The following is a 13,852-nucleotide window of genomic DNA, read 5'->3' as shown; positions in this document are numbered from 1 at the left end:
TGCTTCTACTGCCTGAAACTGGACTGTGACCAGTACATATGGCTAAAGCAGAAAGAATGCAATGAATCGAAATAAAACTTTAGGCACACGCGGTGAGCGCATCGCCGCCGATTTTTACCGCGCCCGCGGCGCTAGTGTCATCGCCGCTAATGTTCATTACGCAGTTGGCGAATTAGACCTGATCGTGCGCGAAAATAACACCTTCGTCTTCGTTGAAGTCAAGACGCGCAGCACGCCAGCTTATGGGGTCGCCGAAGCCGTTACCCGCCGCAAACTGCAACGCATGCGCAAAGCCGCAGTGCAGTGGCTAAACGGCAAACCATTATCCGAAGTCCGCTTCGATGTTATCACCATCCTCGCCCAAGGTGGAACCCATTCCCTTGAGCACTTTGAGGGGGTGAGCTAGATGGCCCTCGGAACGTGTTCCACGGTGGCCTTAGAAGGCGTAATTGCCCATATTGTCACCATTGAGGCCAACATCGGCGCAGGGCTGCCTGGTATCCAGGTGGTGGGGCGAACTGATACGGCGATTAATGAGTCACGCCAGCGCATTAAAACCGCGATGATCAACTCGGGGCTTTCCTGGCCAAAGACCAAGATTGTGGTCTCCATGTCACCGGCGTCTTTACCGAAGTCAGGCTCGCACTTCGACTTACCACTTGCCATCGCAATCCTGGCAGCGGATATGGATCATCTCCCCAAAGGCGTTCTCTTCCTTGGTGAGCTCGGCCTCGATGGCAGTCTGCGCCCAGTACCCGGCATCTTGCCTGCGATAGTCGCGGCAAAGAAGCATGGCTTTCACACGCTCGTCATACCACCAGGAAATTCTTCGGAAGCCTCATTGGTTTCTGATACCCGTGTGCTGCTCGCCCGAAACCTCCGCGAAGTCCTCGAATGGCTCTATGGAAACCGCGACTTGCCCACGGCAACGCCGCGCACGCAGTCATCCCCACGGATGCTCGATTTCGCTGATATCGCAGGACAACATGAAGCAAAATTTGCAGCGGAAGTCGCCGCTGCCGGCGGGCATCACCTCATGATGATTGGGCCACCAGGCTCCGGCAAGTCCATGCTGGCCGCGCGGATCCCTTCAATTCTTCCCGCGCTTACTCATAGCCAAGCAATAGAATCCACCGCGATTCATTCCATCGCAGGCACCTTGGGCAAGACGATTACGCATGCACCGTTTATTGCCCCGCATGCGTCAGTATCGCGGCCCGCACTACTAGGTGGTGGTAGTGGCAATCCACGCCCCGGTGCGGTGAGCCTGGCGCATAATGGAATCCTTTTCCTCGACGAGGTCAGTGAGATAGGGGCAGCAGTGCTCGATAGCTTGCGCGCACCACTCGAAGACGGCGAAGTCCATCTCGCCCGCGCGCGCCGGGATGTCACCTATCCCGCACGTTTCCAGCTGATTATGGCGGCTAATCCCTGCCGCTGCGCGGCCGAGGAGCCCAGTGCGTGTGTCTGCCGCTCCCAAGTCCGGCAGCAATACCTACGCAATATCTCAGGACCATTGCGTGACCGCCTCGACATAGTTATGGAACTCAGTGGGCAAGCAGCGGTCATCCACGTGGAGAATGAAGAGGCATCGGCAAGCATTGCCCAACGCGTTGCCGCTGCTCGTGAGCGCGCGGCCCACCGCTGGTTCAACCACGGCCTTGATGTCGTGCACAACGCTGCCATGTCATCAACCTACCTGCGCCGGCACTGCCCAGCAGATGAATCCGGAATGGCGCTACTGGGTGCCTACCTCGCCGAAGGCCAACTCACTCAACGCGGCGTCGACCGCTGTCTAAAACTCGCCTGGACCTTAAGCGACTTAGACGGAGATGCCCAACCGGGCCTTGACCACATTGCTCGCGCACTAGAGCTGCGAGGTGACAATGTTTCTGTGTGACACACCCGAACAAGCCTGGGTCTATCTCAACCGCGTCATCGAACCACCATCACGCACCCTGGCAACCCTGTTGCAAGAATACGAAGTAGAACGCATCGCCTATGGCGTCTACCACCAACAATCATGGGTCGGAAACCTGCTCGGCGAGTCCCAAGCGCGCCGGGATTGGCTACGTCAAGAAGAAGACCTAGCCACTATGGAGCGGATGGGCGCGCGTCTGATTACACGCGATAGCCCCGAATGGCCTGAGATGGCCCAAGCCTTTAGCTTCTACGGCAATGCGGAAGCACCTACCAACTTCGATAGGGAAGCTATCCCACCGAATTGCCTATGGGTGCGTGGGCAACCTTTGAAACCCAATGTCGCGCAATCTGTTGCGATGGTGGGGACGCGCGCGATTACCGCCTATGGCACACAAGCCACACGGGCACTCGTCGCGGACCTCGCCAAGCACCAGTGGAGCATTGTCTCTGGCGGCGCGCTCGGCGTGGACACAGTCGCCCATAGTGCCGCAATTGAGATGCAAACCCCAACGGTTGCGGTCGCAGCCTGTGGCATTGACTATGACTACCCGGCCCGCAACGCAAGCCTTTTCCATCGCATCGCGCAGACCGGAACCATCGTGAGCGAATACGCGCCGGGCACCACGCCACAAAGGCACCGTTTCCTTTCACGTAATCGGCTGGTTGCGGCCATGACTGCGGGGACCGTGGTGGTGGAAGCAGCGTATCGCTCTGGTGCACTCAACACCTTGAACTGGGCAGAAGCATTGGGCAAAGTCGCGATGGCCGTGCCTGGTCCCATCACCACGCATGGTTCTTTGGGGTGCCACCAGCGCATTCAGGAAGGCCGCGCGCAATTGGTAGCCAGTGGGGAAGAGATTCGCGAGCTCGTTGGCAAAGTTGGTGAGGCAGATGCCGGTGCGCAATATGAACTCGATTTTGCTAAGTCACCAGTCCAGCAGCTTTCGCGCAATGAGCTCAAAGTCTATGATGCCGTGCCGCTTTACGATGGCTCCCTAGCCGAAGACATCGCCCGAGACTCGGGCATGCGCCTGCCGCTGGTGGTGCACCTGCTGCTCGTCCTGGATAAGAAAGGCCTCATCCGGAGGGAAGGAAAGAATTGGACTAAACTTTCCTCGTATGAGTAATGCCCAGATGGTTGAAGCTATTGAAGACTTTGCCGAACATCAGCGATTGGTGCTCGGCAGGTCTGAAGCCACCATTAAGGGCTATAAGTCAGACTTGCTGGATTTGGCAAGCACCATTTCATTGGCAGAATTTAACCTCAAGCACTTGCGCAGCTGGTTAGCGGCAGCGATGCAGGCAGGCAAATCCCGCTCCACGCTCGCACGTCGTACGGCTAGTGCTAAAGCCTTCTCCAAATGGGCAGTCAAGCATGGACTCCTGACAAAAGATGAGGCCGCGAAACTCTCCACGCCAAAGGTGCCCAAGCATCTGCCGAAGATCTTGGATGAAGATGACGCTCAGTCAGCTATGGAATCACAAACGGCCAAAGATGAGCTGCATCAGCTACGCGATACGGCGATGTTAGAGCTGCTCTATGCCACCGGCATGCGTGTCTCTGAATTAGTGGGAATCGATCTCAATGACATCGATTCTTCCCGCCAAACCGTCCGGGTATTGGGCAAAGGCAATAAAGAGCGCGTGGTGCCTTTCGGCACTGCCGCCCAGAAGGCATTGGAGAACTGGCTTGCAAGCAGGAACCAGATGGCAAAGGATACCTCGGCGCTTTTTGTCGGCACGCGTGGTAATCGCATTGATCAGCGTCAGGTGCGCAGGGTAGTAGAGGCCGCCGGCCAGGTTTCCCCGCACGCGCTGCGGCACTCGACGGCGACGCACATGCTGGAAGGCGGGGCAGACTTGCGTATCGTGCAAGAGCTGCTCGGACACTCCTCGCTGCAGACCACGCAGGTGTACACGCATGTGACCTCAGAGCGGCTGAAGAAAGTCTTTAACCAAGCTCATCCACGGGCTTAAGGCGGATAGCCGGGGAGAGCAGGTCCAGGGGATTCATGTATTGGTCTTCGCCGGTGCGCGCACCCCAATGCAGCCCCGGATAGCCATCAAAGGGATGGCCCAATATTCCAATTGCTTGGCCCTCTGCAACGACATCACCTTGAGACACCCACGCGTGCACGGGTTGATACGTCGTGCGTATGCCATGGTGCTGAATGGAGATGGTCGGAGTCCCCGCCACAACGCCAGCAAAAGCGACCGTGCCATCACCAGCCGCAAGGACGGAATCGCCAATCCCCGCGCCTAGATCCACGCCGCGGTGTCCTGGAAGCCAATTCTTAGGCGGCGGATTATAAGGACGCAATACGGATGTGGCATAAGAATGACCAGTGGTCGGATCAACCCAGGCCATGGTGAATGGAACCAGTAAAAGCCATAGAAATCTCATATACTCATCTTCTAAGGGGCAGTGTGTGAATGCCCAGGGGAGCATCGGCAAGCAAAGCAAATCTGTGGATAACGTGGATGGTTGGTATACATGTCAACAAAAACCTGTGGACAAACCGTGTCTCGGTTTGATATGAGCCCAGAATCTGTCTATTATCGATACCGCAGTGTGTCTACACGCTGACTTCGCGCGGCGAAGACAACTCATCGACGAGGTCCCATACGTGGGTGTTAATGAGATAGCTTCGCAGCCAGGGTGCGGCAAAACCGCACAATATTCATTTTAAAAACCGAAACTGAAAGCGAGCGAAACCATGGCAGTTGTAACCATGCGCGAGCTCCTCGACGCTGGTGTGCACTTTGGCCACCAGACCCGTCGCTGGAACCCAAAAATGCGTCGTCACATCTTCACCGATCGTAACGGCATCTACATCATTGACTTGCAGCAGACCCTGACCTACATCGATGAAGCATTCGAGTTCGTCAAGGAAACCGTTGCTCACGGCGGCACCATCATGTTCGTCGGCACCAAGAAGCAGGCTCAGGAAGCTGTTGCTGAAGAAGCAACCCGCGTTGGTATGCCTTACGTCAACCACCGCTGGTTGGGCGGCATGCTCACCAACTTCCAGACCGTTTCCAAGCGTCTGAAGCGCATGAAGGAACTTCAGGCGATGGATCAGGCTGAGGACGGCTACAAGGGTCGCACCAAGAAGGAAGTTCTCATGCTGACCCGTGAGCGCACCAAGCTGGAGCGCATTCTGGGCGGTATCTCAGAGATGTCCAAGGCTCCATCCGCCCTGTGGATTGTTGACACCAACAAGGAGCACATCGCGGTTGCTGAGGCTCACAAGCTGAACATCCCGATTGTTGCTATCCTGGACACCAACTGTGACCCAGATGACGTGGACTTCCCAATCCCAGGCAACGATGACGCTATCCGTGCAACCAAGTTGCTGACCGGCATCATCGCGACCGCTATTGAAGAGGGCAAGAAGTCCCGCGAAGAGCGTCAGTTGGCTGCAGCTAAGGAAGCTGCTGGCGACTCCGCTGAGAAGGATGAGCGCGATGCAGCTGAGGCTGCGGCGGCGTCCGACCCAGCTTCCGCTGAATAAGCTTTAAGGACATGCCCCCGTGCCAAGCACGGGGGCATGTTGTTCGCATAGCCGACGAAACTATTGAAATTCGGCTACGCTATTTTCTGAACATTGTTGATTAAACGAGGAGGATCGCCCCGACTATGGCGAACTACACTGCTGCTGACGTAAAGGCTCTGCGCGAAGCTACCGGCTCCGGCATGCTGGACTGCAAGAAGGCTCTGGAAGAGTCCAACGGTGACTACGACAAGGCTGTTGAGATTCTGCGCATCAAGGGCGCAAAGTCTGTTTCCAAGCGTGCTGACCGCGAAGCAACCGAGGGCCTGATTGCTGTTTCCGGCAACACCATGGTTGAGATCAACTGTGAGACCGACTTCGTTGCTAAGAACGCTGACTTCCGTGCATTCGCAGACAAGATTGTTGAAGCAGCAGGCGCAGCTAAGGCTAACTCCGCTGAAGAGCTCAACGCTGTTGAGATCGACGGCAAGGCAGTTTCCGTCCTGATCGACGAAGAGTCCGCAAAGATCGGTGAGAAGCTGCAGGCACGTCGCGCTGTCACCGTTGAGGGCGACAACGTTGCTGTTTACCTGCACCAGCGTTCCGCTGACCTGCCACCAGCAGTTGGCGTTCTGGTTACCTACGAGGGTGACGCAGAGGCAGCTCGCGCAGTTGCAATGCAGGTTGCTGCAATGAAGGCAGAGTACCTGACCCGCGACGAGGTTCCAGCGGACATCGTTGAGAAGGAGCGCGAGATCGCTGAAGCTACCACTCGTGAAGAGGGCAAGCCAGAAGCAGCGCTTCCAAAGATTGTTGAAGGCCGCCTGAATGGCTTTTTCAAGTCCATCGTTCTTCTGGAGCAGGCTTCCCTGTCTGACTCCAAGAAGACCGTGAAGCAGGTTGCTGAAGAGGCTGGTGCAACCATCACCGGTTTCCAGCGCTTTGAGGTTGGCGCTTAAGCTAGTTTCTTAAACCCGGTCAGATGTCTGGCCGGGTTTTTGTGTGCCTAATGTAAGATAGAACAGACTCGAAATCATCTTCAAGGAGAATTATCCCGTGACTACCGAAAGCCGTCGTACAGCCTATAAGCGCGTGATGTTGAAGCTAGGCGGTGAGATGTTCGGCGGCGGCCAAGTCGGCATTGATCCGGACGTTGTGGAAAACGTGGCGCGACAGATCGCAGAAATCGCCCGTTCCGGTACCGAGGTGGCTGTAGTTATCGGCGGCGGCAACTTCTTCCGCGGCGCAGAACTCTCGCAGCGCGGCATGGACCGTGCGCGCTCGGACTACATGGGCATGCTCGGCACCGTCATGAATTGCTTGGCTCTACAGGACTTCCTCGGCCAGCTGGATGTTGACTGCCGTGTGCAGACGTCCATCAACATGGCGCAGATCGCTGAGCCATACCTGCCGCTGCGCGCGGAGCGCCACCTGGAGAAGGGCCGCGTGGTCATCTTCGGTGCTGGTATGGGTATGCCATATTTCTCCACCGACACCACCGCCGCACAGCGCGCGCTAGAAATCGGCTGCGAAGTGCTCTTCCTTGCCAAGGGCGTGGATGGTGTGTACTCCGATGACCCACGTTCCAACCCGGATGCTGAACTCTATGATGAAATCACCCCACGTGAAGTTATTGAACGCGGCTTGAAGGTTGCAGATGCCACCGCATTCAGCCTGTGCATGGACAACAACATGCCAATTTTGGTGTTCAACCTGCTGACTGAGGGCAATATTGCGCGCGCCATCAATGGTGAGCGTATTGGTACCTTGGTTCAGTCTTAATCTGCTACATTGAATTCGAATTAATAAGGAGTACGAAGAAATGATTGATGACATTCAGCTCGAGTCTGAAGAGCGCATGACCAACTCGGTTGAGCACACCCGTGATGAACTGATTACCATTCGCACTGGCCGCGCCAACCCAGCCATGTTTAATGGTGTTATTGCGGAGTACTACGGTGTACCGACCCCGATTACTCAGATGTCGTCCATCAGCGTGCCTGAGCCACGCATGCTGCTGATCAAGCCTTATGAGCAGGCCATGATGGGTGAGATCGAAAACGCTATCCGTAACTCCGATTTGGGCGTGAACCCAACTAATGATGGCCAGGTTCTGCGCGTGACCATTCCGCAGCTGACCGAAGAGCGTCGTCGTGATCTGGTCAAGGTTGCTAAGTCCAAGGGCGAGGATGGCAAGATTGCTATCCGCAACGTTCGTCGTAAAGCAATGGAACAGCTGAAGAAGCTGCAGAAGGATGGCGACGCAGGCGAGGATGAAGTCGCTGCCGCTGAAAAGGAAATGGAGAAGGTTACCGCCGGCTACATTGACCAGATCGACAAGCTTGTTGCTAATAAGGAAGCAGAGTTGATGGAGGTCTAAGATCTCAAGCTGGGTGCCGCCGATAATCGGCGGCACTTTCTATTGTGACGAAAGGCGACGATGAAGACTGTGCCAAAGCCAAAAAATAGCGCTGGAAGAAATCTCCCAGTAGCTATTGGCGTCGGTGTAGGTTTGGGCGCACTGGTAATTTTTGCAGTCTGGGCCGGACCGCTGATTTGGTATCTCGTCGTCGCTGGTGCCGTTGGCGTTGCCATGTGGGAAGTGTTGACGCGCCTGCGTGAGCATTCTTATCACCTTCCGCGCACGCTGATGATCATCGGCGGGCAAGCAATGGTGTGGAGCACCTGGCCGCTGGAGACTGGCGGGCTCATCGCAGTCTATGTCATCTCCGTGCTGGCATTGATGTTTGGCCGGCTTTTCCATAATGGTCGGCACCGTCCGCCAATTAATTACCTGCGGGATATGTCCGTTGGAGTCTTCGTGCTCACGTGGATTCCGATGTTCGGCTCATTCGCAGCAATGCTATCAACCACCTCGCAGGGTGGGGCCTCGATCATCGTCTTCATGTTGTGCGTTGTGGCCTCTGATACCGGGGGCTATATCGCTGGCGTAATGTTCGGCAAGCGCCCAATGGCGCCGGCTGTGAGCCCCAAGAAGTCCTGGGAAGGCTTCATCGGATCGATTATCTTTGGCATGATTACTGGCGCCTTGAGCATTCACTTCCTCCTGGAGCGCGAAGCTTGGGCGGGCGCCATAATGGGCCTAGGACTAGTGGTGTGTGCAACCCTTGGTGACTTGGTTGAGTCCCAATTCAAGCGGGAGCTGGGCATCAAAGATATGTCTCAGATTTTGCCCGGCCATGGTGGCCTCATGGACCGCCTCGATGGCATGCTGCCGGCGGCCATGGTCACCTGGGTCGCTATTTCTTTCCTAGGTGTTTAATCTGGCGGCGCAATTCCAGCATCCGCCATCCACCAATCAGCGCCATAAAGAGTGCGCCACCAATCGCAAAGAGTAAGAACGCGATACCCGCTGGGAACTCACCAGACCATGCGAAGACATTAAGCTCCACTGACTGCTGATTCTGCAAAATAAAGATGATCAGCAGGATGAGCAAGATTGCGCCAATGATCAACGCGATCCAGGTGGACGCAGCGAACGAGCCCTTTACTGATGGCTTTTCGGCTGGGGTCTCAGGAATCTCTATTTCGGTTGAGGCAGGCTCCTGGGAGACATCCGTGGTTGGTTCTTCATCGAAAGATTCTGTTGGGTTTGGTGTAGTCATACTCCTCATTAAATATGCTTTCAAGGGTTTTGCCCACTCTGGCGCGCCTAGGATTGTGAAAAATAGGCTAAATCATGGGAAGATGACGCATATGGCGCAACCAATTGAATTGAATTTTACTAAGCCTCGCCGCGGGCTTCCCCCAAAGCACTTCGCGGACTATACCGAAGCAGAAAGAATCGACATCCTAGCTGAGCTTGGTCTGCCCAAATTCCGAGCTAAGCAGCTGGCAAAGCACTACTACGTTCACCACACGGTAGACGTTAGTGAGATGACAGACATTCCGGAGTCAGCGCGTGAAGCGATTCAGGAAAAGCTTTTTCCGCCGTTGATGACCCAAATTCGTGATTTCTCCACCGATGATGGTGAAACCACCAAGTCCCTGTGGCGCCTGTATGACGGCACCCTTCTAGAGTCTGTGCTGATGCGTTACCCAGGCCGTGCGACTTTGTGCATTTCTTCCCAGGCCGGTTGCGGCATGGCATGTCCTTTCTGCGCGACTGGACAGGGCGGTCTGGACCGCAACCTGTCCGCCGCCGAAATCGTGGAGCAGTTGCGCAATGCTAGCAAGACCATGGCAGCAGAGGGCGGCCGCCTGACCAACGTTGTGTTCATGGGCATGGGCGAGCCATTGGCTAACTACAAGCGCGTGGTGCATGCCGTGAAGCAATTCACCGACCCAGATGGCTTTGGCATGTCCATGCGCAACGTCACTATCTCCACCGTTGGTTTGGCGCCGGCTGTGCGCAAGCTTGCCGATGAAGGCCTATCCTGCACCCTCGCCATTTCCCTGCACACCCCGGATGATGAGTTCCGTAATGAACTCGTTCCCGTTAACCAGCGTTGGGATGTCGATGAAATTTTGGATGCTGCTGCGTACTACGCTGATAAGACTTCACGCCGTGTATCCATTGAGTATGCACTGATTCGTGATAAGAACGATCAGGACTTCCGCGCGGACATGCTCGGCGAGAAGTTGCATAAAAAGCTAGGATCGAAAGTCCATGTGAATCTGATTCCGCTGAACCCAACCCCGGGTTCGGAGTGGGACGCTTCACCTAAAGACCGACAGGAAGAGTTTGTGCGCCGCGTCATCGCGCAGGGAGTTCCTTGCACTGTTCGCGATACTAAGGGACAGGAGATTGCCGCGGCTTGTGGACAGCTCGCCGCTGAAGAAAGGCAATAATGGACGCACTTCGGATCGAAGGCCTCACGAAAACCTATGGTGAGAAAACCGCTGTTAATAATTTGAGTTTGAGTATTCCCTTTGGCTCAATTTATGGCATAGTCGGTCCGAATGGTGCAGGCAAGACCACAACCTTGACAATGGTCACTGGCATCACCAAACCTGATGCCGGTAGGTCCTGGATCGCCGGTCATGAAACCGGAACTTTGGAGTCCAAAGAGGCAATGGGGCTTCTCATGGATGGTGCGCCTGTCTTTGAGAAGCTTTCCGGCGCTGAATACTTGCAGTACTTGGGTGCATTGCGCTCTATGCCCGAGCAAGAAATAGAGCAGCGCAGTCACGAACTGCTTACAGCGCTCGGGCTCGCCGATGCTGGCACCAAATACATCGGCGATTACTCCGCCGGTATGACCAAGAAAATCCTGCTCGCGGGTTCCATCCTGCACAATCCAGAGGTGCTCATCCTGGACGAGCCATTAGAGGCCGTTGACCCAGTGTCTTCCCGCATGGTGCAGCAGTTGTTGCGCAGCTATGCCTCGCGCGGCGGCACGGTAGTTCTGTCCTCGCACGTGATGGAGCTGGTAGAGGGCCTGTGCGACCATGTTGCGCTCATCAATAATGGCGAGGTCGCTATTTCTGGCCCCATCGATGAGGTACGCCAGGGCCGTTCGCTTACCGATGTCTTCGTCGATCACGCCGGCGGCGCCGACTTCGATGACACCACATTTACCTGGCTGCGAGGCGAATAATGACCTTCACGCTGTTTAAACTTCACCGCACCCTCTGGTGGCGCACGGTCAAGTCGAATGCGTCCATCATCATCGCCTCGGCCATGATCTTCCTTTATGGGCTGCTCTCCGTGCTGTCTATGTTTTTTGAGATCACGGACCCGGAAGCACTTCACGCACCCGTTGGTCTGGGCATGATCGCGATGCTGGTGCTGGCAATGTCTATGCCTGCCAATGAACGACAGATCACGGAAGAAGCCTTCCGCACCCTGCCGATCGAGAACCTGAAACCAGCGATGGCGTTATCCACCGTCTGGACCTCCCGCGCCATGCTGTGTATCTTCTTCTCCGTACTCTGGGCCATCGTGGGCTTTCTCAACCTGAGCACGGGCCGAGCTATCCTCTTTGCCATTGGTATGGTCTTCGCTGCCGCCACGACCATTATTTATATGGATGTCATCGCCAAAGTCGGCCAGGCGCGCAAGGGCTTGCTCGGCATCATCGGCGGCATTGGCATCATCGTCATGATTTTCTATGTTGCCAGCATGAGCAATCCAGAGATGATGGACATTCCGCTAGAAGAAGTGGGCGCTTTCCTCGCCTGGACCCCTTTTGCGGCGGCAACTGGTTGGGCCACTGGGGGCATCGTTAAGCTGCTTATTGCTCTGGCAACCATTGCGCTCGGTGTGTGGCTATGGTGGCGCGATATCGAGCAAGCGCCCGTGCAGACCAAAGATCGCCAAAAGAAGGACCTGCGCATTGCAGGGTTGAAGTCGCCGGCAGGAATCGAATTCTCACGTAGTTTCCGCTACATCTTCCGCGACAATCGTCTGCTTCTGTCAATCTTGGTTTTGCCCACCGTCGTCATCATTCTAGTCGTGCAGTCGATCACCCAAGATGTGCCCGAGATCGGCTTTATGGCGATTGCCGTGTGTGCGCTTTTGTCCGGCATGATGGCGGTCAACGACTTTGGTTATGATGGCCCAGCGCTGTGGACGAAGATTGTTGCACCCGTGCCAATGTATAAGTTGGTCCTAGCCCGGCACTTTGCACACATGGCCATTCCCACAGCATTCTTCGTGGTATTTGCAGTGGTCATGATTGCGATGGGAGGTGGGCTAGCCATCGTGGTTGCACTGGTCAGCGTGGGCATCCTGCTGACATCGGCTGCGCTGTCATTATTCCTTTCTACTTTTAATCCTTATCCAGTCGCGGCACCTGGAACGAGCCCGTGGGCCGATAAGTCTGGCTATTCCTCCGCTGCCTTCATTGCTGTATTTGCCCTGATGATCCTGGGCTGGCTCCCGGTAGCTCCGGGAATCGTATTGATAGTCTTTGGACAGCTCGTTGCCGGTGTCATTGTTGCACTCCTGATCCCAGCCGCAATTTATGCCGGGGTCATCTTTGCCGTGAAGAAGACCACTGATGCGCGTATGCCGAAGGTTTACAAGAAGGTCGGCGCCTGGGTGCGTTAGAACGGTGGCTCCTCATCGTCATAGTTATCGGTGTCTTCGAAGTCGACCGGTGGCAGCACTACTGCATCAATTCGTGCGAAGTCCTGCGCCCGCTTTCGCCGGGCCGCGTTAGCCTGCGCGTAGGTTTGTACCCAGCGCTTATTGCCTTCTGACATCGGGCCGGTTGCGACCGTGGACTCCCAGGTTCCATCTGGGAAGAGCCAGTAGACATCGCGTGTGACTGGGTCCATGATGTAGAAGGCTCTGCGGTCAGTCTTGACGTTGTGGTGATGCTGGCACAAGCTCGCCAGATTCCAGGGTGCGGTTGGACCACCTTCTGAGTGGTTGTGGCGGTGGTCGGTTTGGCTGCGGTGAGCAGACTTCTCACATCCTGGCCAGCGGCAGGTTCCGTCCATCCCGACGACCGCGCTGCGGATGGCGTCAGTAGGAGAGTAGGACTGCGTTTCTGCCGTTGCGGCCTGGTCCATGTCGCGGGTGGTGGAGACACGCTCCAGAAGGTCCTTGCCCTCTAGCCAGCCGATGCCCGGTATAAACACCGGGGTATTCTCCACGTCTTTTGCGCTGTAGAGATTCAAGATGAGCTTGGCCTGAGGATTCTCTTCTCCCGTCAGGAGCTGGATGGCAGCCTGAGCTAAAGAAACGCCGGTGCGTTCAGCGAGTTCCCGAATACAGGAATCGATGACAGCACCGGCCTCAGAGCCAATCTCCAACTCAATGAAGGCTCGCTCTCCGGAATAGTTGATGACGTATCGCAGGCGATTGGATTTACCCTCTAGATTGAGCGTGGAATCCTCGACCGCAAGCATCTCATTAAGAAACTTAACTATCGAACGGCGTGAAGGCATCCGCTGATTCTTCTTGGTTGGGGTTATGTACTCAGCTAATTCAAGGTCAATGCGGTGGAGCGAGCCGGGGTCCGGACTGGGACCTAGCTTGTCTAGGGTGTTGTTGATTCCGATGAGTCGGTCAATGTCTAAGTGATATAAGCGTCTAAAGATTGCATTCGTTGCCGGAAGCTCTTTCAAGCGGAGCAGGGCAAAAGCTGCGGAAGCGCAGTAGGACATCGATACTCCAAAAGCTGCGGACATGGTGCGTCCATAAAGTTCGAAGTCTTCTTCGTCCTCGGGTAGGTTGCTCATCCATGCTTGCAGGTCCATGCAGCGGCGTAGGACTCCTTGCGCTGTGAGCGGGTCATTGACATTGCTAATGGTGTAGTAGGCGGATTCATCTAAAGGCTCGGGGCGGATGGAACAACCTATGGAGTCCCACATGACTGATGCTAATTGCGTGTCCATAATTCCTCGATTATTCGAACAAATTATCTAACACTGATTCTAGCGAGTTTCCCGGCTAGCGCAAGGGAAATTTGGTAACAATTTGGAACGGGTGTTCTATTGACTAGACCAAAAAGAATGCCGCC

Annotated in this window: 15 protein-coding genes; 12 read left to right on the top strand and 3 right to left on the bottom strand. The window is 55.6% G+C overall.

Annotated features, from left to right (window positions below; genetic code table 11):
• Positions 1-61 precede the first annotated feature (61 nt).
• Genes ACG98I_RS01735 through ACG98I_RS01720 form a run of 4 tightly spaced genes read left to right on the top strand, consistent with a single transcriptional unit; the run spans position 62 to position 3,900 of the window.
• On the top strand, positions 62-406 hold the full coding sequence (locus ACG98I_RS01735; RefSeq protein WP_394717807.1) for a YraN family protein: 345 nt from the start codon (positions 62-64) through the stop codon (positions 404-406).
• Entirely contained in the window at positions 407-1,900 is a 1,494-nt protein-coding gene (locus ACG98I_RS01730) for a YifB family Mg chelatase-like AAA ATPase (RefSeq protein ID WP_394717806.1), read from the top strand. It abuts the gene before it with no gap.
• Complete coding sequence (gene dprA, locus ACG98I_RS01725) at positions 1,887-3,050, top strand: DNA-processing protein DprA (protein ID WP_394717805.1); 1,164 nt, start codon at positions 1,887-1,889, stop codon at positions 3,048-3,050. Before ACG98I_RS01730 ends, dprA begins: the two co-directional genes overlap by 14 nt.
• Positions 3,043-3,900 carry a tyrosine recombinase XerC gene (locus tag ACG98I_RS01720; protein WP_394717804.1) on the top strand — a complete coding sequence of 286 codons (858 nt, stop codon included), beginning with the start codon at positions 3,043-3,045 and terminating at the stop codon, positions 3,898-3,900. The genes dprA and ACG98I_RS01720 overlap by 8 nt, the downstream gene beginning before the upstream one ends.
• Here ACG98I_RS01720 and ACG98I_RS01715 read toward each other — a convergent pair.
• Complete coding sequence (locus tag ACG98I_RS01715) at positions 3,875-4,327, bottom strand: M23 family metallopeptidase (RefSeq protein WP_394717803.1); 453 nt, start codon at positions 4,325-4,327, stop codon at positions 3,875-3,877. The genes ACG98I_RS01720 and ACG98I_RS01715 overlap by 26 nt on opposite strands.
• A gap of 313 nt (positions 4,328-4,640) precedes the next feature.
• On the opposite strand from ACG98I_RS01715, the gene rpsB reads away from it, so the two are divergent.
• The 5 genes from rpsB (at position 4,641) to ACG98I_RS01690 (ending at position 8,700) form a co-directional block, all read left to right on the top strand.
• On the top strand, positions 4,641-5,438 hold the full coding sequence (gene rpsB, locus ACG98I_RS01710; protein WP_394717802.1) for a 30S ribosomal protein S2: 798 nt from the start codon (positions 4,641-4,643) through the stop codon (positions 5,436-5,438).
• 125 nt (positions 5,439-5,563) lie between these two features.
• Complete coding sequence (gene tsf / locus ACG98I_RS01705) at positions 5,564-6,376, top strand: translation elongation factor Ts (RefSeq protein WP_394717801.1); 813 nt, start codon at positions 5,564-5,566, stop codon at positions 6,374-6,376.
• Positions 6,377-6,512: 136 nt separating this feature from the next.
• Positions 6,513-7,199, top strand: a complete 687-nt coding sequence (pyrH, locus tag ACG98I_RS01700; protein WP_394718061.1) for a UMP kinase — start codon at positions 6,513-6,515, stop codon at positions 7,197-7,199.
• Positions 7,200-7,239: 40 nt separating this feature from the next.
• The gene (gene frr, locus ACG98I_RS01695; RefSeq protein ID WP_394717800.1) at positions 7,240-7,797 is read left to right on the top strand and encodes a ribosome recycling factor; all 558 of its coding nucleotides are present in this window, start codon (positions 7,240-7,242) and stop codon (positions 7,795-7,797) included.
• A 60-nt stretch (positions 7,798-7,857) separates the two neighbouring features.
• Positions 7,858-8,700: a phosphatidate cytidylyltransferase gene (locus tag ACG98I_RS01690; RefSeq protein WP_394717799.1), complete on the top strand. Its 843-nt coding sequence runs from the start codon at positions 7,858-7,860 to the stop codon at positions 8,698-8,700.
• Here ACG98I_RS01690 and ACG98I_RS01685 read toward each other — a convergent pair.
• Positions 8,678-9,043: a lipopolysaccharide assembly LapA domain-containing protein gene (locus tag ACG98I_RS01685; RefSeq protein WP_394717798.1), complete on the bottom strand. Its 366-nt coding sequence runs from the start codon at positions 9,041-9,043 to the stop codon at positions 8,678-8,680. The two genes, ACG98I_RS01690 and ACG98I_RS01685, sit on opposite strands and share 23 nt — an antisense overlap.
• Positions 9,044-9,134: 91 nt before the next feature.
• Between ACG98I_RS01685 and rlmN the strand changes: the two genes are divergently transcribed.
• The 3 genes from rlmN to ACG98I_RS01670 are packed head-to-tail and all read left to right on the top strand — an operon-like array spanning position 9,135 to position 12,432.
• Positions 9,135-10,229 carry a 23S rRNA (adenine(2503)-C(2))-methyltransferase RlmN gene (rlmN, locus tag ACG98I_RS01680; protein WP_394717797.1) on the top strand — a complete coding sequence of 365 codons (1,095 nt, stop codon included), beginning with the start codon at positions 9,135-9,137 and terminating at the stop codon, positions 10,227-10,229.
• Complete coding sequence (locus ACG98I_RS01675; RefSeq protein ID WP_394717796.1) at positions 10,229-10,978, top strand: ABC transporter ATP-binding protein; 750 nt, start codon at positions 10,229-10,231, stop codon at positions 10,976-10,978. Before rlmN ends, ACG98I_RS01675 begins: the two co-directional genes overlap by 1 nt.
• Positions 10,978-12,432 (top strand): ABC transporter permease, encoded by a 1,455-nt coding sequence (locus tag ACG98I_RS01670; RefSeq protein ID WP_394717795.1) that lies wholly within the window; start codon positions 10,978-10,980, stop codon positions 12,430-12,432. The genes ACG98I_RS01675 and ACG98I_RS01670 overlap by 1 nt, the downstream gene beginning before the upstream one ends.
• Here ACG98I_RS01670 and ACG98I_RS01665 read toward each other — a convergent pair.
• Complete coding sequence (locus ACG98I_RS01665) at positions 12,429-13,727, bottom strand: HNH endonuclease signature motif containing protein (RefSeq protein WP_394717794.1); 1,299 nt, start codon at positions 13,725-13,727, stop codon at positions 12,429-12,431. The genes ACG98I_RS01670 and ACG98I_RS01665 overlap by 4 nt on opposite strands.
• Positions 13,728-13,852 lie beyond the last annotated feature (125 nt).

It is taken from the genome of Corynebacterium sp. L4757 (assembly GCF_043673995.1).
In the GTDB taxonomy this organism is placed as follows: Bacteria; Actinomycetota; Actinomycetes; order Mycobacteriales; family Mycobacteriaceae; genus Corynebacterium.
This window is presented reverse-complemented; position numbering and strand designations above follow the sequence as displayed.